Annotated in this window: 18 protein-coding genes; 15 read left to right on the forward strand and 3 right to left on the reverse strand. The window is 63.0% G+C overall.

Annotation, left to right across the window (positions count from 1 at the left end; genetic code table 11):
* The first annotated feature begins 408 nt into the window (after positions 1-408).
* From ACVWWW_RS09295 to ACVWWW_RS09320, 6 genes are all read left to right on the forward strand, one after another.
* On the forward strand, positions 409-3,948 hold the full coding sequence (locus ACVWWW_RS09295) for a DUF6531 domain-containing protein (RefSeq protein ID WP_456998677.1): 3,540 nt from the start codon (positions 409-411) through the stop codon (positions 3,946-3,948).
* Positions 3,914-5,134 carry an RHS repeat-associated core domain-containing protein gene (locus ACVWWW_RS09300; protein WP_456998678.1) on the forward strand — a complete coding sequence of 407 codons (1,221 nt, stop codon included), beginning with the start codon at positions 3,914-3,916 and terminating at the stop codon, positions 5,132-5,134. Before ACVWWW_RS09295 ends, ACVWWW_RS09300 begins: the two co-directional genes overlap by 35 nt.
* 557 nt (positions 5,135-5,691) lie before the next feature.
* Complete coding sequence (locus tag ACVWWW_RS09305) at positions 5,692-6,285, forward strand: DUF938 domain-containing protein (protein ID WP_027083169.1); 594 nt, start codon at positions 5,692-5,694, stop codon at positions 6,283-6,285.
* A 144-nt stretch (positions 6,286-6,429) separates the two neighbouring features.
* Positions 6,430-6,663 (forward strand): type II toxin-antitoxin system prevent-host-death family antitoxin, encoded by a 234-nt coding sequence (locus ACVWWW_RS09310; RefSeq protein ID WP_155914303.1) that lies wholly within the window; start codon positions 6,430-6,432, stop codon positions 6,661-6,663.
* A 539-nt stretch (positions 6,664-7,202) separates the two neighbouring features.
* Positions 7,203-7,388, forward strand: a complete 186-nt coding sequence (locus ACVWWW_RS09315; protein ID WP_155914305.1) for a hypothetical protein — start codon at positions 7,203-7,205, stop codon at positions 7,386-7,388.
* 32 nt (positions 7,389-7,420) lie between these two features.
* Complete coding sequence (locus ACVWWW_RS09320) at positions 7,421-8,014, forward strand: hypothetical protein (RefSeq protein WP_027083171.1); 594 nt, start codon at positions 7,421-7,423, stop codon at positions 8,012-8,014.
* Between the two features lie 58 nt (positions 8,015-8,072).
* Here ACVWWW_RS09320 and ACVWWW_RS09325 read toward each other — a convergent pair whose 3' ends face one another.
* A complete protein-coding gene (locus tag ACVWWW_RS09325; RefSeq protein ID WP_155914307.1) occupies positions 8,073-8,807 on the reverse strand; it encodes a hypothetical protein in 735 nt (244 codons plus the stop codon).
* A 138-nt stretch (positions 8,808-8,945) separates the two neighbouring features.
* Between ACVWWW_RS09325 and ACVWWW_RS09330 the strand changes: the two genes are divergently transcribed.
* From ACVWWW_RS09330 to ACVWWW_RS09365, 8 genes are all read left to right on the forward strand, one after another.
* Entirely contained in the window at positions 8,946-9,452 is a 507-nt protein-coding gene (locus tag ACVWWW_RS09330) for a helix-turn-helix domain-containing protein (RefSeq protein WP_456998679.1), read from the forward strand.
* Between the two features lie 284 nt (positions 9,453-9,736).
* Positions 9,737-9,871 (forward strand): hypothetical protein, encoded by a 135-nt coding sequence (locus ACVWWW_RS09335; RefSeq protein WP_456998680.1) that lies wholly within the window; start codon positions 9,737-9,739, stop codon positions 9,869-9,871.
* A gap of 333 nt (positions 9,872-10,204) precedes the next feature.
* A complete protein-coding gene (lexA, locus tag ACVWWW_RS09340) occupies positions 10,205-10,813 on the forward strand; it encodes a transcriptional repressor LexA (RefSeq protein WP_027083172.1) in 609 nt (202 codons plus the stop codon).
* On the forward strand, positions 10,814-11,428 hold the full coding sequence (imuA, locus tag ACVWWW_RS09345; RefSeq protein WP_027083173.1) for a translesion DNA synthesis-associated protein ImuA: 615 nt from the start codon (positions 10,814-10,816) through the stop codon (positions 11,426-11,428). It abuts the gene before it with no gap.
* A gap of 9 nt (positions 11,429-11,437) precedes the next feature.
* A complete protein-coding gene (locus ACVWWW_RS09350; protein ID WP_027083174.1) occupies positions 11,438-12,850 on the forward strand; it encodes a Y-family DNA polymerase in 1,413 nt (470 codons plus the stop codon).
* The gene (locus tag ACVWWW_RS09355; protein ID WP_027083175.1) at positions 12,847-15,921 is read left to right on the forward strand and encodes an error-prone DNA polymerase; all 3,075 of its coding nucleotides are present in this window, start codon (positions 12,847-12,849) and stop codon (positions 15,919-15,921) included. The genes ACVWWW_RS09350 and ACVWWW_RS09355 overlap by 4 nt, the downstream gene beginning before the upstream one ends.
* 82 nt (positions 15,922-16,003) lie before the next feature.
* Positions 16,004-16,939, forward strand: a complete 936-nt coding sequence (locus ACVWWW_RS09360) for an SOS response-associated peptidase family protein (RefSeq protein WP_027083176.1) — start codon at positions 16,004-16,006, stop codon at positions 16,937-16,939.
* Positions 16,940-17,120: 181 nt separating this feature from the next.
* Positions 17,121-17,795 carry a hypothetical protein gene (locus ACVWWW_RS09365; RefSeq protein WP_027083177.1) on the forward strand — a complete coding sequence of 225 codons (675 nt, stop codon included), beginning with the start codon at positions 17,121-17,123 and terminating at the stop codon, positions 17,793-17,795.
* A 305-nt stretch (positions 17,796-18,100) separates the two neighbouring features.
* Here ACVWWW_RS09365 and ACVWWW_RS09370 read toward each other — a convergent pair whose 3' ends face one another.
* Complete coding sequence (locus ACVWWW_RS09370) at positions 18,101-19,636, reverse strand: hypothetical protein (protein WP_155914309.1); 1,536 nt, start codon at positions 19,634-19,636, stop codon at positions 18,101-18,103.
* Entirely contained in the window at positions 19,633-20,427 is a 795-nt protein-coding gene (locus ACVWWW_RS09375; RefSeq protein WP_027083179.1) for a hypothetical protein, read from the reverse strand. The genes ACVWWW_RS09370 and ACVWWW_RS09375 overlap by 4 nt, the downstream gene beginning before the upstream one ends.
* 789 nt (positions 20,428-21,216) lie before the next feature.
* Here ACVWWW_RS09375 and ACVWWW_RS09380 point away from each other — a divergent pair.
* Positions 21,217-21,942, forward strand: coding sequence for an HNH endonuclease (locus tag ACVWWW_RS09380; protein ID WP_027083180.1), 726 nt, complete (start codon positions 21,217-21,219; stop codon positions 21,940-21,942).
* Positions 21,943-22,415: the final 473 nt, after the last annotated feature.

Consider the following 22,415-nt stretch of genomic DNA (forward strand, 5'->3'; position numbering starts at 1 on the left):
TAAACTCCGGAAGAGAACGTCGAGATACCACTATTGCACCGGCGTGTGACGAATCCCACTAGTGTCGGGAATGTCGCGAATCGAGCGAATTGTGCCGCTGGCCGTTCGAGCGTTTGAGTATCGTGATCGGGCACCGAATGCGCCCGGGGGCACCGTCAATACGTGCTCCGTTTCCGCTACGTTACGGTTCCGGTCGTGCGTCGTCGGCCTGATGGTGCTGGCCAATTCCAAGTCCAAAGCGGACCTCAACGGGAGCGCTCTCCTCAGTGCTTATCCCGTGAGGTGGATGCGAGTGACCGGAACACAACGGAGACCCGTCGAGAGCTGCACACTGACCGGTGGTCGCCGCTGCCGACGACGCCGTGACAGAATGAAGCACGGCCAAGGCTGGCCGGCTGGGGATCATCGATGAAGCTTTCGACGCAGGGACGCGTGTTCGCGTTCGTCGTTTTCGTTGCGCTGTGGGCCGGAGCGTTCTCTGGTAATGAGGTCCACGCTGCTCCTATGGCCATGTCGCCAATCGCAGCCGCGTATTGCGAGCAAAACGGGGGTGCAGACCTCTGTACGGAACCCGGGATCGGCCAGTGGGTCTACAGCCAATGCGAGGAAGAGTGGTCAGGCAGCAATGCTTGGTTCGACTGGTGCACCGTCGAGGGCGGTACACCCAACCAATATGGTCCGCAGACTTGTGGTGGCAATACTCCGAGCACCTCCGGCAATTACAAGCCGCGAACGCAGGCATTTGCAGACCGACGCATCGGACCCGGCGCGACGTTAGTGTCCGACTCCGGATGGGGGGTCGCTGTCAATTCGTGGGGCTGCTGGACTGGCCAAGACACGTATAACGGTCAGGTTCTTGTTCTTTCCTTCGAGAATCTCGACTACGTCGGCCAGCAGGGCAAAACCGAGCGCGTCACGTGGCGTAAGGACCGCAACCTGTTTTGTCCTGAGAATGCCGATCAGGTAGTTGAGAACGGGCGTACGTACTGTCACTTCAAACAGTCCGGCACATGTCCCGTGGGTAAGCCGTGCCACCCGGATTCGGGGCGTGAAACGTTCACCGAGGTGGATATCCCGTCGACTGGGGGCGCGCTGCAGTTGCAACGCACTTACAGCAGTTCAGGCTTCTACACGCCGGCCGGAGCGGGTGTCGAGGCCCGGGTTGGAGATCTCGGGACGCACTGGCGCCATAACTTCGAAGGCAGGCTCGTGCCGGTCTCCGGATCGGCTGGCAACTTTGTGTTAGCGCTCCGTCCCGATACCAAGGTAATCACCTTCGACGCACAGGGCGTGCCCATTGAGAAGTTCGAGGGCGAGCAGTCGCTCTTGGAGACAGTGGTCGGGCATGACGGTGGCGCTGCGACGTGGCGCCTGCATCTCCCGGACGGAGTGGTCGAGTCGTATGACTCCGACGGTCGTTTGGCTCGAGTTGAATATCGCGACGGGCGCTATGTTGTGCTCGAGCGCGACACGGCCGGAAGGTTGGCAACAGCGCGGAGCGAAACTCAACGCACGCTCGTGTTTCATTACGACAGCGAAGGGCTATTGGGGGAAGTTGTGGGGCCCGATGGGCGCTCGGTAACGTACGCGTACGAAGATCAGAAGCTGACAATTGTTGGCAATGCTGCGGGCACACAACGCAGCTACAGATATGGTCAGCTGTCCAATCCCTACACGTCAGGCGGCATCACCGACATCTTCGATGAATCGGGTGGGCGCTATGCGCATCTCGTGTATGAGGAGGGCTACGTCCAAGGGGCGCTCGACAGCAGTGAACTTGGTCCCGACATGCCGGCGGGCGGTGTAAACAAGTTGAGCTACGGGCTCGACTACTGGCGGTTCGGGCGCGAGTCCTACCAGACCGACGCGGACGGCGCATCGGTCCTTCGCACGTACGCGGACGTTGGCGGCGTGCGGAAGTTGACGTCGGTGACGCGCTCGTGTGACGGATGCACTTCGCATACCCAGAGCTTCGCGTTCGATGCAACGGGGCTTAGAAGCGCCGCCGTGGTGGATGGGGTGCGCACTGAGTTTACAAACACGCCGGAAGGCTTGATGTCGAAGCGCGTCGACGCAGTGGGAACCGCGAACCAGAGGTCAACGGAAACAGACTGGGACTCGTCCTTCCGAGTCCCAACGGAGCGACGGATTTACGACGCCAGCGGCGGGCTCGCAAGCAAGGCCACGTGGACGCTAAACAGCCGCGGTCAAGCGCTGTCGTCGACCGTCATAGATGGTACGCAGGCGGTATCGCGCACGTCGACGAATACCTACTGCGAGCAAGCTGACGTCGATGCCGGCGCCTGTCCGCGGGTCGGTCTTTTGTTGAAGGTCGACGGAGCTCGCACCGACCTGCCAGCCCCCGGAGATGTCACCACTTACACCTACCGAATGACCGATGCAGCGGGCTGTGGCCCGAGCCCGGCCGCATGCGCCTACCGCAAGGGCGACTTGTGGAAGGTGACCAACGCGAAAAGCCAAGTCGTCGAAACGCTAGCGTATGACGGCGCCGGCCGGCCGCTCTCGGTCAAGGACACCAACGGCGTCGTGACCGACATGGAATACAACGCCCGCGGCTGGCTGACCGCCTCCAAGGTGCGCGGTGCCAATAGCGCGGTCGAAACCGACGACGTCATCACGCGCATGGATTACTTCCCGACCGGCCTGGTGCAGAAGATCACCCAGCCAGACGCGACGTACACCACATTCGAGTACGACGCTGCCCACCGCCTGACCGCGATCGCCAACAACGTCGGCGACCGCATCGAGTACACCCTCGACAACGCGGGCAATCGTACGGCCGAGTCGACCAAGGACGGGCAGGGCACCCTGCGCCGCACGCTGTCGCGGGTCTACAACCAACTCGGTCAATTGCAGGCAATTAAGGATGCCTATAACTACGCGACGTCGATGACCTACGACGCATCGGGCAACGGTGACCTGACAACAGATCCGAAGAATCGCGTTGCGGACGCAGATTACGACCCGCTTAGCCGCCTGACCCACACGCTGCAGGACACCGCGGGCATCAAGGCCGATACCAAGTTCGGCTACGACGCGCTGGACAATCTGACCTCGGTCGTCGACCCCAAGGGTCTGACCACTGGTTACACCTATAACGGGCTCGGGGATCTGACCCAGCTCGTCAGCCCGGACACCGGCACGACGACGTACACCTACGACAGCGTCGGCAATCTCAAGACGAAGATCGACGCGCGCGGCTCGACCAAGCAGGCGACGTACACGTACGACGTGCTCAATCGCCTGACGGGCATTAGCTACGCGACGACCAGCCCGAACCTCAATGTCGCCTATACGTACGACGCGAAGAACAGCGTGTGCGTGGCCGGCGAGACGTTCGCGATTGGTCGCCTGACCAAGATGACCGACGGCAGCGGCAGCACCCAGTACTGCTACGACCGCTTCGGCCGCATGGTCCGCAAGTTGCAGACCACCAATGCGAAGGTGTTCACCACCGCCTACCAGTACGCGGTCAGCGGCCAGCTCTTGGCAATGACATACCCGAGCGGGCTGAAGGTCAACTACGCGTACGACGCGGCCGGCCGGCCGAACAGCGTCAAGGTCACCCGCCCTGGGCAGGTGCAGGAGCCGCTGCTCAGCAGCGTCGCCTACTACCCCTTCGGTCCGGTAGCCGAGCTGCACTACGGCAACGAAGACCGCGTGCTGACGCGCCAGTACGACAAGAACTACCGCCCGATCCTGGTGCAGGACTCGACGGCCGCAGGTTTGCATTACCTGCTGGGCTGGGACGAGGTCGGCAACCTAACGTCGCTGGGTGACACCGCCAGCAACCCGAACATCTCCGTGCCGCTTCGCGGCTATGAGTACGATGGCCTCAATCGCCTGGTGTTCGCGAAGGACGGGGCGGGCGCGGTCCAGCAGGGCTATCTGTATGACGCCACTGGGCAACCGGCTCAGCGACACTAAAGTCACCGGTACGGGCACCACGGCCTACACGTATCCGACCAGCAGCCATCGCCTGACCAAGGTCGGCACCGCCCGCACGTATGACGCAATGGGCAACATGCTCACCGGCACGGTCAACAATGTGGCCAAGACGTTCACCTACGACGTCACCGGCCGGATGCGCGTTGCAAAAAACGGCTCGACCGTGATGATGAACTACGGCTACAACGGCAAGGGCGAACAGGTCCGGCGGTATCCGACAACGACGTCGACCGAGCAGACCTACGAGGTTTACGACGAAGCCGGCCATTGGATCGGCGAGTACGACTCGACCGGCGCACGCAAGCAGGAGTTCATCTGGCTGGGCGACCTGCCGATCGGTGTGTATGCACTGAGCCCGGGGTCGACGACCGCGTACCAGGTCTATCAGGTGCAAGCGGATCACCTAGGCACGCCGCGTGCGGTGATCGATGCGACGCGTCAGAAGGCGGTGTGGTCGTGGCCGCTGCAGAACGAAGCATTCGGCAAGAGCAATCCCGTGCAGGATCCGGACGCCGACGGCAACACGTTCGTGCTCGACATGCGCGTTCCGGGGCAGCGCTATGACAGCGGGAGCGGGCTGAACTACAACTACTTCCGCGATTACGATTCGGGAGCGGGGCGGTATGCGGAAAGTGATCCAATTGGACAGCGTGGTGGCATAGCCACCTACGGCTACGCGGGAGCAAACCCTCTACTGCGCGTCGATCCCACCGGATGGGTGCATTGGTCTGGCGTCTATAATGTAACGTCCGGCGGATTCTCCAAGTCCGGCGTCGGCCCATCAGTTGCTGGGTTCGACTTCGTCCTCAAATCGGATTGCGTTGATGGAAAAAGAGCGCAAGTTACCGTCCATACCCTAGCGGTGGGGTTTGGGCTTGGCGCCAGCGTCTTCGGCCCGGTTTCTATCGGTGCGAGTACCGTTTCGTTTGAGGATCACCTTTCTCAAATACATCCCGAAGTTTTTAATGGGGAATTTTCTTTTCGCAATCTTGGAACGGTGTTCTACAGCGCGTACGCGCCCATCACATTGGGAGGCGCACAAGGCGACGCTAGCGGATGGAGTGCGAGCACCAGCATGATTGACGCGTCGTCAGGCAGTGGGCAGAGCTATCTGATGTCCAAGAAGTTCGAGATGTGCCAGTGCAACCGTGAAGGAGCCCAATGAGCAAAGCCCTTTTCAACTGCCTGTTGGTTCTTGCATTGGGCTGGCTGGTGCTCCTCGACTCGTGCCTAACGAGGCGCTTCTCCATCCCTCTGCATTGGCTGACGGCCACCGGCTTTGCCACTCAAGCAATGGTCGCGGTCGGCGCCTTTCTCATGACTAACACTCGCCCAAGCCTAGTGGAGCGATTCGCTCGCGTTAGGGCAACCCGACTGCAGCTGCTTGGCGGGGTCGTTCCAATTTTCCTTGCTCTGCTGTCGCCGGCCATGATTTCCCATGGCGTAAATTTCGCGCTTTACGGGCAAGATAAGATTGTGGTCGGGGAGCACATGAGGGCGGACCTGTCGTTCTGCTGTGTAAATCCGTTCAAGTCTCCTCCGGTCCCCAGCAGGTGAGTCGCACCGGGGCAGCGGTCACCGTTCGAGAGGTAACGCAACACGTTTCTATGTTCGCCTCGGGAAACGCAGTCACTCATTGATGTCCGCTTTTGGCCGAGAGCCGACATGTCGCGCGCGTAGCCGCCGCATGACGCATGACGCCTGCTCCGGCATGCTCACCGAATGGACGCCAAACCCTTCGCGCCCGCCTGCGAGCGCAACCGTGATCCGATCCTCGAGGTGCTGCGTAGGCATTTCGTCGGCTGCAGGAGCGTGCTCGAGGTGGCCAGCGGCACCGGGCAGCACGCCGTGCACTTTGCTGCGGCGCTGCCTTGGGTGACCTGGCAGTGTGCCGACCTTGCGCCACGATTACCCGGCATCCAACAGTGGCTGGACGACGCTGGCCTACCGAACACGCCCGCACCGCTGGTGCTTGACGTCTGCGGGGCTTGGCCGATGGGTCCATACGACGCGGTGTTCAGCGCCAATCTCTTGCACATCGTCGATTGGCGGGCGGTCGAGGCGTTCTTCAATGGCGTCGCTCGCGTGCTGGGCACTGGCGGGACGCTTGTTGTGTACGGACCGTTCAACGCGAATGGAACCTACACGAGCGTCAGCAATCGTGACTTCGATGCCTGGTTGAAAGCACGCGATCGCCGCTCTGGAATTCGGGACGTCGAGGCGGTGCGGGCACTCGCCGAGCAAGCCGGCTTGCGAGCCGTCAACGAAATCACGATGCCGGCCAACAACCAGTGCTTGGTGTGGCGGCGCAGCTGATGCCATGCGTCAGTTAAGGCGTGTAGCCCTGCGCGACCAGCACGCATAGCTGGACCGGCCGTTATCGACCCGAAGGGGACGGTCGCAGGCGGGGAGTACCCTCCTAAAAGCTGCAGTACGACCATTCAGATGAGGAGAGCGCGCGTGGAACATCCAAGTCGTCTTCGCCCGCTGTTGTCGATCCCGCAGGCTCGAGCGCGAAGAGAGTACCGGTCGATCGTCCGCCGTGATTTGCCGCACGCGGATGTCCAGGTGACGCGCCGCGGTGAGCCGATCGCAGTACTGGTTTCGATTGCCAGAGCTGCAGAACTCGAGGGGGTGGAACGCGAGCTGGCCACGCTGCGCGAGGATCTGTCCCGGCGCGCCGACCCGACGTAGCGCGACGTTCATTCGCTAGGCCGGCTCTTGCCAAATGCGGACGACCGCGCCCCTGCTACTCGCCCACAAGCAGGGTGCTTACGTCCGCTTTCATTAAGAACGAGAGGCGCCTCCAATTCGACAACGTTGCTCCCTCCTCGCAAAGGAGAGTCGGCGCTGCGAGGTGTCGAACCCCGAGGTACCTATGTCAACGCGGCACCGTTAGTTGCCGCGGCCCTCGGCGACCAGCGCGACAACCCCTCGGCAGCTGCGCTAACCCCGAACGCCCGACCGGTCCGTTTCACCGGCTATCCATCAACGCGAGCGATGCGCGAATGCTGAAACGACCACTTCTGCTCGTCGCCATGTTGGCGGCGTCGCACGCAGTCACTGCGGCACCGCCCGTGCGGTGGCGGGGTCATGAGTTCCAGCAGGTGGAGCGGCTCGCGCAGCTGCCGCGGGCGATTCGCGCGGATCTGGGCGCAGACGCCCCAGGTCCGGGCCGGATGGCGGACAGGGACGCGCCGTTCAGTGCCTCGGATACGGGGGGCGACCTCCCGATGCGACGGTTCCTCGTAGCGGGGCATGCCGGAGGGCTGTGGTTGATCGCCATCGAACAGGGTGGGCGCGGCTACAGTGTGCAGGTGTACGAATACGAGGGGACGGCGCGACAGCACCAGTGGTCGATACCTACCCGAAGCACCACGCTGCACGACATCGTGCAGCAGCTACCCCTCGATCGTTGACCGAAGCAATACGTTTGGATCGGAGTGTTCGCATGAAGTTTGACGCGGTGTTGTCCGTGGTGTTTTTGATCGCCGCTTTCCATGGCGACGTGGCCGCTTCACCCAGATCCAGTGGAGACGGCGACACGACCGGTCTGAGCCCGTGCCACCCCGACGGTGCCCAAGCAGTGTCGATGTTGCCGGCGGCGCTCTCTGCGCAATACCGCGCTGTCGTGCTTGTCACTCCTGCCTTCCGCGGCCCGACCGCGCTCGGTATCGCTGACGGCGAAGTGGCGCGATTCGATCTGGAGTGGGTGCCCGCTGCATCCAACAATATGCACGGACATTTCAAAACGACAGTTCGGGCGAGCGCTCGCATCCCGCGGGGTCTGAGCGACCGCGTCGTGGCTCTGCTCACCCGTGAAGTGGACCACGCCGCCGCATCGCCCGTGTTGGGTCTTGACGGGACGAACTACTACGTCGACATCCCCGACCACGGTTGCGCGACGACGTGGAGCCCCGGCGAGAAGTCACGCGCGGGCGGTGTCGTGGAACTCATCAGCGCGCTCTCCGCTTTGGCAGACACCGAAGGGTCAGCAGCCAGCGTCGCGGCGACGAAAGCTCAGCTCAACGCGCTCGAGAGATAAGCCGCTCGGGCCGGCTCTCGCCGAATCGCAGCGTTGCATCGTGTTGCAGAGTCCCGCATCAATCCCCCACGCCGGAAGAACGGCTGCGTGTCAGCCATGGCCGTGGGCTCGGCGGCTGCATGTAGAAGATGTTGCCGATGCGCGCGAAATGGTTGAGGAACACGCGCGTCAGCGCGCTTGCCGGCTCGCCGGGGCGCGCGTCGAACCCGGTGGTCGTCCATCGCCCGGACGCGATCGCTGCCGCACGTCGCTTGGCATCTTCGAACATCGCCTCCCGAATAGCCGTCTCGGCATACGCCTTTTGCGCGGCCATTGAGCCGCCTTGGCGTGCCGCGGCCCACAGGCAGTAGCGCCACTGCGCAAGGCTGAGCTCCACCGCGGAATTGCCGAGCAGGAACTCGACGTCGGCCGCCCAGTCCACGGGCAAATGAATGCGTGTGAGGTAAAACTCGAAGTACTGCTGACACTCGGCCTTCACGAGTTGACGCCATGTCGTCAGCCGCAGTTCGACGGCTTCCTCGTCGGTCGAAATAGACTCCAAGTAGTCGCTAAGCGCGGCTACCAGATCAGCGCGCTGGTAAGCGCTCCAGTCATAGCGCCACTGAAGACCCTCCATGGGCGTCTCTTCCGCACGAGGCTCGGCCTCCCAGCGGGGCAACGGCGAGGGAAGGGCAATAACGGCGTGATCGCGCAGCAGGCCAAGCCCCTCGAGCGTCATACGACGAGTAGGCGCGACGGGCCGTCGCTCCGACTGGGCTGTAAGCAGCGCCAGCAGGAACAGGGCGCCATCCACGCCGAGGTCCTCGATCGTTGGTGGTGCGAAAGGCATCGGTTGGTTGCACGGGCAGGGTATTAAATATAGTTTAATGGCTATCGCCCCGGCCCGTTTTTCCACATCCTATGGCGCACTCCACGCACCCCAGGTCCCGATGTGGCACGGCCTGTAAATCCGGACGCCGTACTTGCCCAGCGCCTTCGTGCAGCCCGGAAGCGCTTGGGCCTGTCCCAGCGCGAAGTCGGGCTGCTCATGGGGTTGCCGGCTAACGTGGCGGCACCGCGGATCAACCAGTACGAACGGGGCAGCGCGGAGCCGTCGGTTGACGATCTCGCGCGTCTCGCCGATGCGCTGGGCCTGCCCGCGGCGGCGCTGGTCACGAAGGACGCGGCGCTGCTGCGCATGCTCCGTGCGTGGTCCGACGCGCCTGCCAAGGACCGGATCCAGGTGACGCGCGAGCTGGAAGCGCGGGCACGGGAAGCGGGGCACCCGGGTAGCCGGGCGACAAGCGAACGCATCGAACGTGCACGCGAAGGCTGGTCCGAGCAGCGGCGTGCGGTCCGCAAGGCGGTGCCCAAAGCTAAAGCTGCTGCCAAGAAGGGGGCGGCGAGCACGGCGGGCGCACGACGGCCTGGTGGTCGCGTCGCGAAAAAGGCTGTCTAACGAGACTGCTGCTCGACGCGCAACGTTCTGACCATCGAAGAGAACCGCGAACGCGCTGTGCAGTCGGTGGCACTCGGCATGCGACGCACCGGAAAATTCCTACGACGTCCCGCGGTAGCCGCTGATCGTTCGCGTTGGTCTCGTGTACGAGACTGGCGCCATGAACACGATGCGACGTCGCCAACGGAACCGAACCGCGCTGCTGATCGCTGTTGGGATCATCTACGCGGTCGTAAGCTTGTTGTCGTCGTTCGTCATCGCCCTGCAATGAATGGAGCGAACCCATGGACGAGTTCAAAGCACTGATGGCTTCCGCGGTCGATGCCGCTACACGAGGCGATCTTGAGGCACTGCTAACGGCGCAGATGCTGCTGGCGCACTTGCGGAGCCAACTGTTCCCGACGCAGTCGCGGCGTTGACGGCCCGGCCGTCCGCACGCAGTGCGAACGGGCGCTCCTCCTAGGCACGGGGCGCGCTTCGGAACGCGCTCGTGCTATCGATCGAGACGTCTCAATCCGCGGCGTCTCTGCCAATGGGGAGACGAGAACATCCATTCGTCGGATGACGCCGAATACGTCGTCAACGAACTTGACCCGCGCAGTTTGTCGCGTTCCTGCCGCGGCGAGCAGTTGCGGTCGAGGATGAAGGGCGAGGCGCAACTCCTTGACGCGCTTGCGTCTCATGGACCCCGGCGATTCCTGCGGACAGATTGCTGCACACGACGACGACGCGAGGTGCAAATATTTGCACCTATGTCCGACCTGACGCTTCGCCAGCAAGCCATCCTCAATTTCGTGCGCCGCGCGATGTTGAAGGGTGGGCGCCCCCCGACGCTGCGAGAGATTGCCGATGCGTTCGATATCGCCAGCACGACGGGTGCCGCCAAGCACCTGAAGGCGCTGCGAGACAAGGGTCACATCGAATTGCTCGACGGTGCGCGCGGCATTCGGCTGGTCGGAGAGGCCAAGCCGATCACGACACTTGAATTGCCATTGGTGGGGCACGTCGCCGCAGGCGAGCCTCTGTTCTCCAACGCGTATGTCGAGAGGCGTGTCGCGATCGACCGCAGTCTGTTCAAGCCTCAGCCCAAGTACCTGCTGCGCGTCGAAGGCCAGTCGATGATCGACGCCGGTATCCAGGACGGCGATCTGATTGGCGTGCATCCGACCCGAAATGCCGAACACGGGCAGATCGTTGTGGCGCGCCTCGGCGAGGAAGCACTGACGGTCAAACGCCTCTACCGCAAAGGCAACACGCTGCGCCTACTTCCGTGTAACCCGGCGTTTGCGCCGATTGATCCTGATCCGACGGATGACTTTGCCGTTGAAGGCTTGTTCTGCGGCTTGATCCGGGTGCTTTGAATGGGTCAGGTCGTGGCCCTTGATGAGTTGCTGACAGCGCGCACGATTTGGCGCGGACAACCCGCGCCACTCCCGCCAAGCCGGCAGCCCACTGGGCTGGTACCGCTGGATGCAGCGTTGCCGCTGGGCGGGTGGCCGGAGCACGCGTTGACGGAGGTTCTGTTTCCGGCGGATGGGGTAGGGGAATTCGATCTGCTCGTTCCGACGCTTGCGCGCCTGACGCATGCGAAGCAAGCGATCGTCTTCGTGGCGCCGCCCTACATTCCATTTCCGCAAGCACTCGAAGATCGCGGGCTTGACCTGCGCTTTCTGCACGTCGTTGAGGCGGAGCCCGCGCGCGAGCTATGGGCGTTCGAGCAATGCCTTCGATCAGGCGCATGCGCCGCCGTGCTCGGATGGCCCCGCAAGGTGGACGACCACGGACTGCGCCGACTTCAAGTCGCGGCCGATGCCGGGCGGTGTTTGGCGTTCGTGTTCCGCGACGCGAAGTGCGCACGCAATCCAAGCCCCGCGGCGTTGCGTGTGGAGGTAGAGCGCGACCGTCAGTTGCGGGTGCGCAAATGTCGAGGCGGAGTGGCGCCCGCTCACGCGTTTCCCATTGCCGCGCATTGCTGAGGTCCTGCCGTGCTCTGGGCCTGCATCTATCTTCCGCATCTGGGAATCGATTGCGTCCTGCGTCGACACCCGACGCCGGAGCAGCCGTTCGCATTGATCGGCGGTAACGCGCAGCGACGCGAAATCGTTTCGGTAAACCACGCGGCTTTCGAAGAGGGTCTCCGCCCGGGGCAACGCTTGGTCGCGGCGCAGGCGATCTGTCCGCGTTTCGCGACCCACGTGCATGACCCCGAGGAAGACGCGCGCTGGCAGCGCTTTCTCGCGGCGTGGGCGTACCGGTTTTCGTCCCAGGTCTATGCGGGCTGGGACCGGTCGGTCGTTCTCGAGGTGGGGCGCAGCTTCTCGATCATGGGCGAGTGGCGTGTCTTCCAGGCGCGCTTGCGCGAAGAGCTGACTGCACTTGGATTTCGCCATCGGATTGCGCTCGCACCAACGCCTCTGGGCGCACGTGTGCTCGCAGGAGTTCAGGACGACATCGGCGTGCTGGCGTTCGACCAGTTGCGCTCCACGCTCGCCCGCGTTCCCGTACGCCGTGCGTGCTTGCCGGGCGACACCGCGCTGCGGCTCTACACGATGGGCGTCAAGCACCTGCGCGATGTCATGACGCTGCCTCGAGATGGTCTGCGCCGACGTTTCGGCGCCGAGCTTGTCGACACGCTGGACCGGATGCACGGGGATGCGCCCGAGCTGCTCGAGTACTACACGCCGCCCGACACGTTCGACGTGCGCATTGAACTGGCCTACGAAGTCGAGAACCACCAGGCGTTGGTATTCCCCATTCGACGGCTCACGGCGGACCTTGCCGCGTATCTCGCGGGCCGCGACGGTGGGGTTCAGCACTTCGTGATTCATCTCGAGCACGAAGGAATGCCCGCGACGCAGATCGAGGTCGGTCTACTGGGTGCCGAACGCGACGCCGCCATCCTGTTCGAGCTGGCGAAAGGCTGTCTGGAACGCGCACAGGTGCCGAAGGCGACGGTGGGCGTTCGCCTCGTCGCGTCGCACCTGCCGCCGTTCGTACCTGAGGCACGGGACCTCTTCGACGAACGCCCCGCGCACATGATGCCGTGGGACCAGGTCCGCGAACGCCTGCGTGCGCGCCTGGGGCCCGATGCCGTCTATCAAGTGGCGCGGTGTGACGACCCGCGCCCGGAGCATGCATGGACTAAAGGGCGGCCGACGCTTCGCTCGGAGGCGCCTGCGGGTTCTGCGCGCCCGGTCTGGTTGCTGAGCCGCCCGGTTCCACTGCGCGATCGCATTACCGAGATCCTGCGGGGCCCCGAACGCCTAGAAAGTGGATGGTGGGACCGCGATGCACGACGCGACTACTACGTCGTTCGCACCGCCCAAGGCCAGGTCGCATGGGCGTTTACGCCCGTCGGGACCCGAGACCACTGGATGCTCCAGGGCTGGTTCGCATGAGCCTCCCGGCCTACGCCGAGCTGCACTGCCTGAGCGACTTCTCATTTCAGCGCGGGGCGGCCACGGCCCGCGAGCTGTTTGCACGCGCCCAGACCTGCGGATACACCGCTTTGGCCATTACCGACGAGTGCTCGATGGCGGGCATCGTGCGGGCGCATGAAGCGGCCAAGGAAACGGGCGTCAAGCTGATCGTCGGCACCGAAGTGCGCTTACTCGACGGCCTGAAGCTGGTCCTGCTCGCCGAGAACAAGTCCGGGTATGAAGCCCTCTGCGGGCTGATCACACGTGGACGGCGTGCCGCAGAAAAAGGCATGTATCGGTTGACGCGGGCGGACCTGGGCGAACTGCCCGGCGTGCTCGCGATCTGGTCGCCCGGCGCGACGGTCAACCTGGAGGAGGGCGAGTTTCTACGCGAGCGCTTTGCCGGGCGGCTGTGGATGGGTGTGGGGCTGCATCGTGATCAGGACGATGCCCAGCGGCTCGCACGTTTGACGGACGTCGCAGGCACGTTGGAGGTCCCTCTGGTCGCTGACGGCGACGTACACATGGACGTCCGCCGCCGTCGTGCCTTGCAGGACGTCATGACGGCGATCCGCCACAACACCACCGTCGGGCTCGCGGGGCGGCACCTGTTTCGTAACGGCGAGCGTCACCTGCGATCGCGGGTAGCGCTGTCGAACATCTTTCCGGCCCCGCTCTTGGCGGAGAGCGTGCGAATCGCCGAGCGCTGCACGTTCACGCTGGATGAGCTGCGGTATCGCTACCCGAGCGAGGTCGTACCCGACGGCCACACGCCGGCGAGTTGGTTGCGTGCGCTCACCGAAGACGGCATGGCGTGGCGATGGCCCAATGGGATCAGCGACAAGGTCCGCGCGCAGATCGAGCACGAACTCACGCTGATCCGAGAGCTGGAGTACGAGCCGTACTTCTTGACGGTGCACGACATCGTCCGCTTTGCGCGCAGCCGCAACATTCTCTGTCAGGGCCGGGGCTCGGCCGCCAATTCCGCCGTGTGCTTCGTGCTCGGGGTTACCGAAGTCGACCCCATGCGCATGAACATGCTCATGGAGCGTTTCATCTCGAAAGAGCGCAACGAGCCACCCGATATCGACATCGACTTCGAGCACGAGCGGCGCGAGGAGGTGATCCAGTACATCTACCAACGCTACGGTCGCGAACGCGCCGCGCTGGCCGCGACGGTGATCACCTATCGTGGCAAGTCCGCCGTGCGCGACGTCGCCAAGGCGCTCGGCCTGCCCGAGGACCAGGTGCAGGTGCTGAGCGACTGCTTCGGCTGGTGGTCGGGTGACGATCCGATGGACGACAAGCTTCGCGAGGCCGGGTTCGATCCCTATTCGCCCGTCATGCGGCGCGTGGTCGCGCTGACCGCCGAGCTTCTGGGTAAACCGCGCCACCTGTCGCAGCACGTCGGGGGCTTCGTCATCTCCGACGCACCGCTGTCGACCCTGGTCCCGGTCGAGAACGCGGCCATGGACGATCGAACGATCATCCAGTGGGACAAGGACGACCTCGACAGCATGCGACTGCTCAAGGTCGACTGCCTGGCGCTCGGCATGTTGACGTGCATCCGCAAGGCGCTGGATCTGATCCGCGAACACCGGGGCCGCGACTACTGCATGTCGAGCATCCCGGCAGAGGACGAGGCCACCTACGACATGATCTGCCAAGCCGATACGGTCGGCGTGTTCCAGATCGAAAGCCGCGCGCAGATGTCCATGCTGCCGCGAATGAAACCGCGGTGCTTCTACGACCTCATCATCGAAGTCGCGATCATTCGCCCAGGTCCTATCCAGGGAAAGATGGTGCATCCCTTCCTGGCGCGGCGGCAGGGTAGGGAATTCGCGGTGTACCCCAACAAGGACATCGAAGCGATCTACGGGCGCACGCTCGGCGTGCCGCTGTTCCAGGAACAGGTGATGCGCGTTGCGATGGTCGCCGCCGGCTACAACGCCGGTGAAGCGGACCAGCTTCGGCGCTCGATGGCGGCGTGGAAGCGCCACGGCAACATGGACCAGCACGAAGCCAAGATCATCAAGGGCATGCTGGAGCGCGGCTACACGCTGGAGTACGCGCAGGAGACCTTCCAGCAGATCATGGGGTTCTCCGGATATGGGTTTCCCGAGAGCCATGCGGCGTCGTTCGCACTGCTGACCTATGCAAGTTGCTGGCTCAAATGCCATGAGCAGGCGGCGTTCACCTGTGCACTACTCAACTCCCAACCGATGGGGTTTTACTCGACGAGCCAGCTCACACAGGACGCGCGGCGGAAGGGCGTCGAAGTTCGGCCTGTGTGTGTGGTGAGCAGTCGATGGGATAACACGCTCGAGCACGCCAATGACGCGGACGCGCTGGCCATTCGCTTGGGGCTGCGCGAGATCAAGGGTTTCAATGAGGCGGCCGCCGGTCGCATTGAAGCCGCACGCAACGTTGCGGCATTTCGATCCGTGGAAGATCTCTGTCACCGCGCGGGCCTTGATCGACGCGCGCGCGCTACGCTGGTCGAAGCCGGCGCGCTGAAAGCGCTGGTCGGCCACCGCAACGAGGCACGTTGGTCGGTTGCTGGTGTCGAGGCGCAAACGCCGCTGCTCGATCGAAGCCCGGACGAAATCCGCGTTGCTCTCCCAGAGCCAACCCAACGGGAGGATCTGTTGGCTGACTACGGGTCGCTCGGGCTTACGCTGGGCATTCATCCCATCGCGCTCGTGCGGCCGAGCCTCAAGCAACGCCGTTGCCTGACGTCCTCTGAGGTCTGGACGCGGCGGAGTGGAGCGCGCGTCCGGATGGCGGGGATCGTGAGCCTGCGCCAGCGACCGTCGACGGCTAACGGCACAACGTTTCTGACGCTTGAAGACGAGGCGGGCGTTATCCAGGTCATCGTGTGGCCGGATCTGGGAAGCCGGCAGCGCAAGGAGCTGCTGGGATCACGGCTCCTGGCGGTGGACGGTCAGTGGGAAACGGTCGACAACGTGGGCAATCTGATAGCGCGCCGGCTCTATGACATGAGCGAGCTGATCGGCGGGCTTGACGCGCGTAGTCGCGACTTCCACTAGGCTGGACGTGCCGCCTCGACGCGATTGGTCATTCACCTAGCGCACGGTGAAACGATGCGGCAATCCGAAGGAGATGTCCGCGATGTGCTTTTCGGCTCAATGTTGGCAAGCGTTTGATGCGTACGTGCGCGAGTTCGGCGCGGTCATCGACATTCACGAGTTCGCGCAGCTTTACGGCTTTCGCAAGGAAACCCGCAAGGCGAAGATCCCGAAGGGGATGGACCGCAATTTCGATCATCCGAAATCGGATCTTGAGCGTGAGATCAAGGCGCTCATCGATGACTGGACCAGCGAGCAAGCTGCGGTGCAGGAGCAAGAACTCTTCAAGCAGATCAAGCGCCTCAACGATGCCGAGCGCACGCTTAAATCCAAGACGACAAAAAAGGCGCTCGAAGACCAGCGCATCGCCACATCGAAGATCGCGCAAATCCGCGCGAAGCTCGCGGACCTGCGACGTACCGAGGCAAAGCCGGACAAGGACGAGCGCATTTTCCCAGGCGGTTACGCACCTGTGCTCATCGTTGAAGACGGGCGCAAGATCGTTCGCCCAATGAGATATCAATGTCGCGTTGCCGGCAAGCCGGCGACGTGGGATACGCGATATCCGGGAACCTACAACGCGCGGCGCGAAAGCTTGGAGGGCTTCTGGGGTGCGCAGTTTGGGCGGCACCACGGTGTCATGGTCGTGGAACGCTTCTACGAGAACGTGGAAGGTCCTGACGGCCAGAACCGGGTATTGGAGTTTCGACCGAAAACGGGCGAGCCCATGTACGTCGCATGCCTGTGGTCGAAATGGTCGGATCCGACAGGCGAGGCACCCGACCTGTATTCATTTGCGGCGATCACCGACGAGCCGGAGCCTGAAGTCGCAGCGGCTGGGCACGATCGAACGATCGTAAATCTCAAATCGCAATATATCGATGCTTGGCTTACTCCAGAGTCGCAGCCGCTGTCAGCGTTTTACGACATGTTCGATGATCGGCGCCGGCCGTATTACGAGCACAGAGAGGCGGCGTAACGCAGGGCACGCACTACGAACTTAAATTCGAAAGGTCTGCTATTGGCCGATAGCGGACATCGAGCTCGACGCAGGCGGCGTGGCCGCGAAGCCTCGTGGGCAATCGTTCCTGTTAGGCCGCAGCTACGAGTTCGCCGTTTGCGGATGTACCGTAGAAGGCCGCACGTACCGAGGGCCTGCCATGCCTGATTCACTGCCGAAAGCTATTGAAACCTGCCTCACAGAAGCCGCGGCCCGTCTTGGGCGGGCGCTGGAGCACCTTGAATGGCCTAGTGGCGGGAAAGAGGCAGCGCCCGCCGAGATCAATGCGCTGATCAACCTCATGTTCTATCTCCAGGCACAGCCGAAGCCCTATGACATCTATGCGGAGGGGACGTGCGCAGGTGGAAGGATTGACATGATGGCTTTCGATGGCGAAACCGCCTTGGCCGTCGAGGCGAAGAATTTCGGGGCCATCAATCGGCAGGCTCAGTCGGCACTCAAGGACTTGGAGCGGATGAGAGACTTTCGTCCTTCGCTGACCGGAAACCTTTCCAGTGGCGAGCCGCCCCGGCCTTGGTGGTCAGAAGCTAAGCAACGCTGGGGGATCATCCTGATTCAGAGCTTTCGCGGCAGCGAGATCGCCCAAGCTTGGACGTCGCGCGATGAGACTGAGTTTCAACGGCTGATGTCGGGTTATCGCAACGCATCCGACCGACCTGAACCTGACGAGGCCGGGATGCCGACCGGGTTCTACAAGCTACATCGGTCATTCGCGCCCGAAAACCGAGGCTCTGCGCTCGTCACGAAGGCAGAGCGCTGGAAGGACTGCGGTGAGGGATGGTTTCTGTGGGGCGCAATTCCGCTACCTGAGTAGCGCTCCATCCAGCGCCACTTGGTGTGACTGGAGGCGCGGTGGTTCGGTCGCGGCGACGTCCGCTTCCGACCCAACGCGGACATAAGGGGGGGCGATGACGAGGCCCACGAGCCGTTCTCAACAACTGCGATGACGACGAGGACAACGGCTGGGTGCTCCCACACCCCGATATGCGCTGGATCGACTCACCTGAAGGCAGTTACCTGCACTTCCGGTTCGCGTGAGTGGCGAGCGTGCGCGCAAGTGGCGAGCTTTTTTCCGCGGACGACCCAAGCCACGCAGCGACGGATGGCGCTCCCAAGGGCTCAATAAGCCTCGACGCCACGGCCCGATCCCCAGACATCCTCCAGCTCGGACGACAGTTGCCCGATGGCGCGACGCAGGTCGCCTTCCTCTACCACCCCGTACGGATCCCACCGGTCCAAGAGCGAAGCGGTGAGTACGACCGCAAGCCCGGACACCACGCCGGACAATACGACGGCGGTCGGTTCCGCGATGACTACGAGCGGAGGCAGTTGGACCTTGATCGCATTCTCAAGGATTTCCTCGAGCGCGATGCCTCCCATCACTATGCCCGAAGCCGTCACCAGGTGGGTCGCTGCGTAGACCGCTTCACGCGTGGACATACCGTCGGCTCCCCGCACGAGCAGGGTGACCGTCCGAACGACAGCCTCCGCGCCTTCGCGAAGCATCTTCTGGACGCGTTTTTGCGTGGTCCTGAAAACGTTGATGATGACCGAGATCAAGGATGCGACGAAGCCGGCAAGAGATCCTGCTCTAAGGGCATCCCAGGCCGCCTGCTTTCGAGCCATGACCCTGTCGGCCACGCGTGCGAGACGGCATTCAAGATCCTCGAAGATAGGCTTTCCCGCATCCCCGTTGAGGTACCAGTCGCTTGCTTCGTCGTAGCAAGCTGCAAGGAATTCAACGAGGAACTCGCCGAAGGCTGCCATGACACCTGTCTTGGCGGCCGACGATACGGACGCAGTCAGCACCTCATAGGCAAACGTCTTGCCGCCATACCACTCGAGATGAGTCTTACCCTCCGTCGCCGAGCGCGCAACGGCCTCTCGCTCACTCATCATGTCCGGGTCTACAGTTAGCTTAGCCTTCCGCGCCCGCAGCTCCATTTGTTCCCCGTGCAACAGCTCGCTTTTCCCCTCGAGCGCCGCGACACGCGAGATCGAGTGCTCTTTCTCGACCTCGAGCTCGGCAAGGTATGCCTTCGTGCTCTTGGCCTTTTTCGAGCGATTGATCGACATGTGGGTCGGGTTGAGATTCCCCGGAATGTTCGCGAGCGTCTGGGTTTTGATGCCAGCCAGAACCCGCGCAGCGTCGTGAAATAGTTCGTGTGCGGAAACCGTATGGTCAATATCGGGAACCATGTCGTCAGGCGCAATCAGCCGGCCGGTGTACGCGTCGACCAAGGTGCCGCTCTTCTGTGCAGCCTTCGCAGCATTCCTTGAGGCCTCGTATTCCTCAGTCTTGCGACACGCCGCTCCCACGGGCTTGAAAGCACCGCGATTCTCGTACTCCTGCTGCTTTTCCGCAGTCGCGTATACGCCATTGCGAGCGTTGTGGATCGTGTTGACGTCGCCGCCTACGCGATCGTAAGCCGATACCAGGTGTCCCAGTCCAAATGGAACAGCGACGGTGCGCAGCAGCACCATCTTGCTTTCGTGCATCCGCTCTTCGAACCGCTGCCGCGCGCGGGCGTCCAGTATCTGGTCGATTGCGGTGACAAAAACATCTGCCCGCGGCTCGAGCTGCCCTGATGTCTCGCTCATGACGCGCGGAAGCCCGAGCGCCTTCCGCTTCGCGAATCGGTTGGGGGAACTCATGGCGCTAGGCCTTGGCGCAGCTCTTGCCAACGCTTCCTGAAAGCCGCTTCAGCCGGATGCTCCAAGTCGTCGGACCGGGTGATGACCTCCATGACGTTGTCGACGAGTGCCATGCTCTTGTCACCCCCTTGTGCGGCCAGGCCAAAGGCTTCTTCGATGCTCGGGGGCGCTTCGAGCCAGCCCTGTACGTCCGCACGGATACCGACGGGAAGCGCTGAGTAGCCCGCGCCTCCCACGTAGTCCTCAATGTCCTGGCGTTCGGACTCAGTGATTTCCCCGTCGGCCGCGGCCAAGGCGATTCCGACCGCAAAGAGGGCGCGCATCTGGTCACGCCACTCCCGGCTGCCGTGGAAGCCCGCCAGAACGTCAGCATCTGCCCGCAGCTCGGCGATGCGGTCCGTGTTGGCCAGCTGCCGCCCGAGCGAAGCAACGGCTTCTCGCGTCGACACAGCGGCGCGTGACGCTGCGTAAAGCGTCGCCAGGGCCGCCTTCGATGCAGCCTGGGCAGTCGTATCCGCAGCCGCGGCCGCCGCGCCCGAAACGCTGACGACGGTGGCGGTAACCGTCTCGACGACTTGACCGCGAACGCTCGTCATCACGGACACGCTGGATGCGACGTGCGATGCGGATCCCTCGCGGTCCGGCCCAGCAACGGAAGCGCCCCCCGTATCCGTCATCGCGTCCGCTGCTGTCGCTTTGCCCACGTCGCACAATCGGCGCATTTCATCCATCAACTGCGACGCCGATCCCACGCCCGGCGCCGCGGCGATGGAGATGACTCTCCAAAGCATGGTGTTCCCCCCGTTTGTCCCTTACCGCTCTACGCAACGATCTTCGCGCAGAGCTGTTGGGCCTTTGCAATGATGATGCACAGGCCGACGAAAGCAAGGACGTCGCGAATCATGAGGTGCCTCCCAGATCAGTGAATGAAGACGATGGCGGCCGGTCTTCTCAGCGGCTGCGACCGCAGGCTGCGCCGATCACGGGGTGGCAAGGACGGAACATTCGTCGACGCCGTGCGGCGCCCGCAAAGCCGCGACGCCCCCTGGACGGTCGGGCGGCCGGGAACCAAGGCGGCCTCGGGTCGGCAGGATGCCGGTTGGTGGCTAGTCACACTGCGCGGCGCGTTGAATCCGGCGCCCCGCGAGGCAGGGCGTCCGCTTCTGGCCGAAAGCGGACCTCCGAACGACATCGAACCGGGGAGCTCGGTTCGGTAGCACGTGCTAAGGGGATTGGAGCGCGAATTAACCGCACTGGTAGCAGCCCCTGCCACTGAAGTTGAGCCAGACGCTCGCGCGATCTACCGGCTTTCCCCTCGACCGGAACCAAGCGGCGGCGGTGTTCAAGGCGCGGCCTTGCGACACGCACCGCCGATGTCTCTTGGCGAACCCGACAGCAAGCGTCAAATTTCTGCGGTCGATTAACCTTAACGACACTAACGGCGAGTAGTTCCGCGGCGATCACGGCCAAGGCGCAAAGCCGGCAAGTAAGACTGCGCGATGAGCGAACGAAGACGTTCGATTGCACGGCGCCGACAGTTTGCTGTAGATATCGTCCAGCAGCCAAGCACAAAGGCCCACATGGCATTTCCACCAAAGACTGCAGAGCTCCTCGCCTACCGTTCCGGGTACATCTGCAACAACCCCGATTGCAATGTGTTGACTGTGGGGCCTGCATTGTCGGACCCCGACCTTCGCTCGAAGGCCGGTGAAGCCGCACACATCATCGGTGAGGGTATGGGCGCTGCTCGCTGGGAAGACATGACCGCGGCGGCGGCGGGGAGCGCGGATAACGGAATCTGGCTTTGCGTCTCGTGCCACACGATCGTCGACAAAAATAAGGGCGCGGACTACCCGAAAGACGTCCTTCTGGAATGGAAGCGTTCCCATGAAGACTTGATCGGTGTGCTGCTGCGGACTCATCGAAGTCCGCTTCCGCTCTTGCGCCGTCATAGCGAAAATATGGCAGTGGCACAGGAAATGGTCGAAGCCGTTGCCAATCGCGGTGTAATGTTCCAGCCGCACGCGATCGAAGACCGCGATGCCGTAATCGCGTCTATCGACGGTATGAGGAAAGACCTCCAGCGGTGCCTGCGCGCGATCCAGCTGGACCAGAGGCTTCGAGATATCTGTAACGGCCTGATCCATGCCGCCCGTGAGGTTATGAACGAGACCTCGCGTGATCCGGCGCCCCTGAGTGCTTACGTCGACGTTCTCCGTACCCGAGCCGCGATGTACCTTTCTCGGCTACGGCGAGAATACGGCTGCTCGGTTGCCGGGCCGATGGCCGCGCTTCTCCACTCCTGAAGCGGGAAAGGGAAGTCCCGTTTGGCTTGAAGCTATTTCGATAGCTGTCACGAACCGAGCTGCTTGCAGCGCCCGTAACAACGGTCCGCGACCTGCGCAGCCAGTTTCGCGCAAATTTGGGCGCCGATGCCTGTGTGTCACACCTCGGCTTGTCGATGATCAGCGCACTTGGACAAACGAACTTGCGTCTGCTTTCGACCCGAAGCGGACATCATCGAATGGGTCTTACGCGAGCTGTAGCTTAAGTCGCGTGCAATCAGTCCGAGGTTCGGACGGCAGCGGGCGTTCCCAGCGCAAACCCGACGTGTCGTGAGCTGCGGGATTGGGTCTTCGTCGCGATCGTCAGAGACCAGCCCAAGCCTGGGAGCGAGGCTCACGAATGCGTGCTCACTTCTCGCATTAGGTTCCGGGCAGGTCGCAATTGTTCGCACTCGGCCATCAGCGTTGAACGTTTGGATGGTCGACTCAACGGG

Source organism: Lysobacter sp. HA18 (genome assembly GCF_054057595.1).

Coding starts and splice junctions, on each gene's coding strand:
- ACVWWW_RS09295 (WP_456998677.1), top strand. CDS start 409: ATGAAGCTTTCGACGCAGGGACGCGTGTTCGCGTTCGTCGTTTTCGTT.
- ACVWWW_RS09300 (WP_456998678.1), top strand. CDS start 3,914: ATGACGCCACTGGGCAACCGGCTCAGCGACACTAAAGTCACCGGTACG.
- ACVWWW_RS09305 (WP_027083169.1), top strand. CDS start 5,692: ATGGACGCCAAACCCTTCGCGCCCGCCTGCGAGCGCAACCGTGATCCG.
- ACVWWW_RS09315 (WP_155914305.1), top strand. CDS start 7,203: ATGCGACGGTTCCTCGTAGCGGGGCATGCCGGAGGGCTGTGGTTGATC.
- ACVWWW_RS09320 (WP_027083171.1), top strand. CDS start 7,421: ATGAAGTTTGACGCGGTGTTGTCCGTGGTGTTTTTGATCGCCGCTTTC.
- ACVWWW_RS09335 (WP_456998680.1), top strand. CDS start 9,737: ATGGACGAGTTCAAAGCACTGATGGCTTCCGCGGTCGATGCCGCTACA.
- lexA (WP_027083172.1), top strand. CDS start 10,205: ATGTCCGACCTGACGCTTCGCCAGCAAGCCATCCTCAATTTCGTGCGC.
- imuA (WP_027083173.1), top strand. CDS start 10,814: ATGGGTCAGGTCGTGGCCCTTGATGAGTTGCTGACAGCGCGCACGATT.
- ACVWWW_RS09355 (WP_027083175.1), top strand. CDS start 12,847: ATGAGCCTCCCGGCCTACGCCGAGCTGCACTGCCTGAGCGACTTCTCA.
- ACVWWW_RS09360 (WP_027083176.1), top strand. CDS start 16,004: ATGTGCTTTTCGGCTCAATGTTGGCAAGCGTTTGATGCGTACGTGCGC.
- ACVWWW_RS09365 (WP_027083177.1), top strand. CDS start 17,121: ATGCCTGATTCACTGCCGAAAGCTATTGAAACCTGCCTCACAGAAGCC.
- ACVWWW_RS09370 (WP_155914309.1), bottom strand. CDS start 19,636: ATGAGTTCCCCCAACCGATTCGCGAAGCGGAAGGCGCTCGGGCTTCCG.
- ACVWWW_RS09375 (WP_027083179.1), bottom strand. CDS start 20,427: ATGCTTTGGAGAGTCATCTCCATCGCCGCGGCGCCGGGCGTGGGATCG.
- ACVWWW_RS09380 (WP_027083180.1), top strand. CDS start 21,217: ATGGCATTTCCACCAAAGACTGCAGAGCTCCTCGCCTACCGTTCCGGG.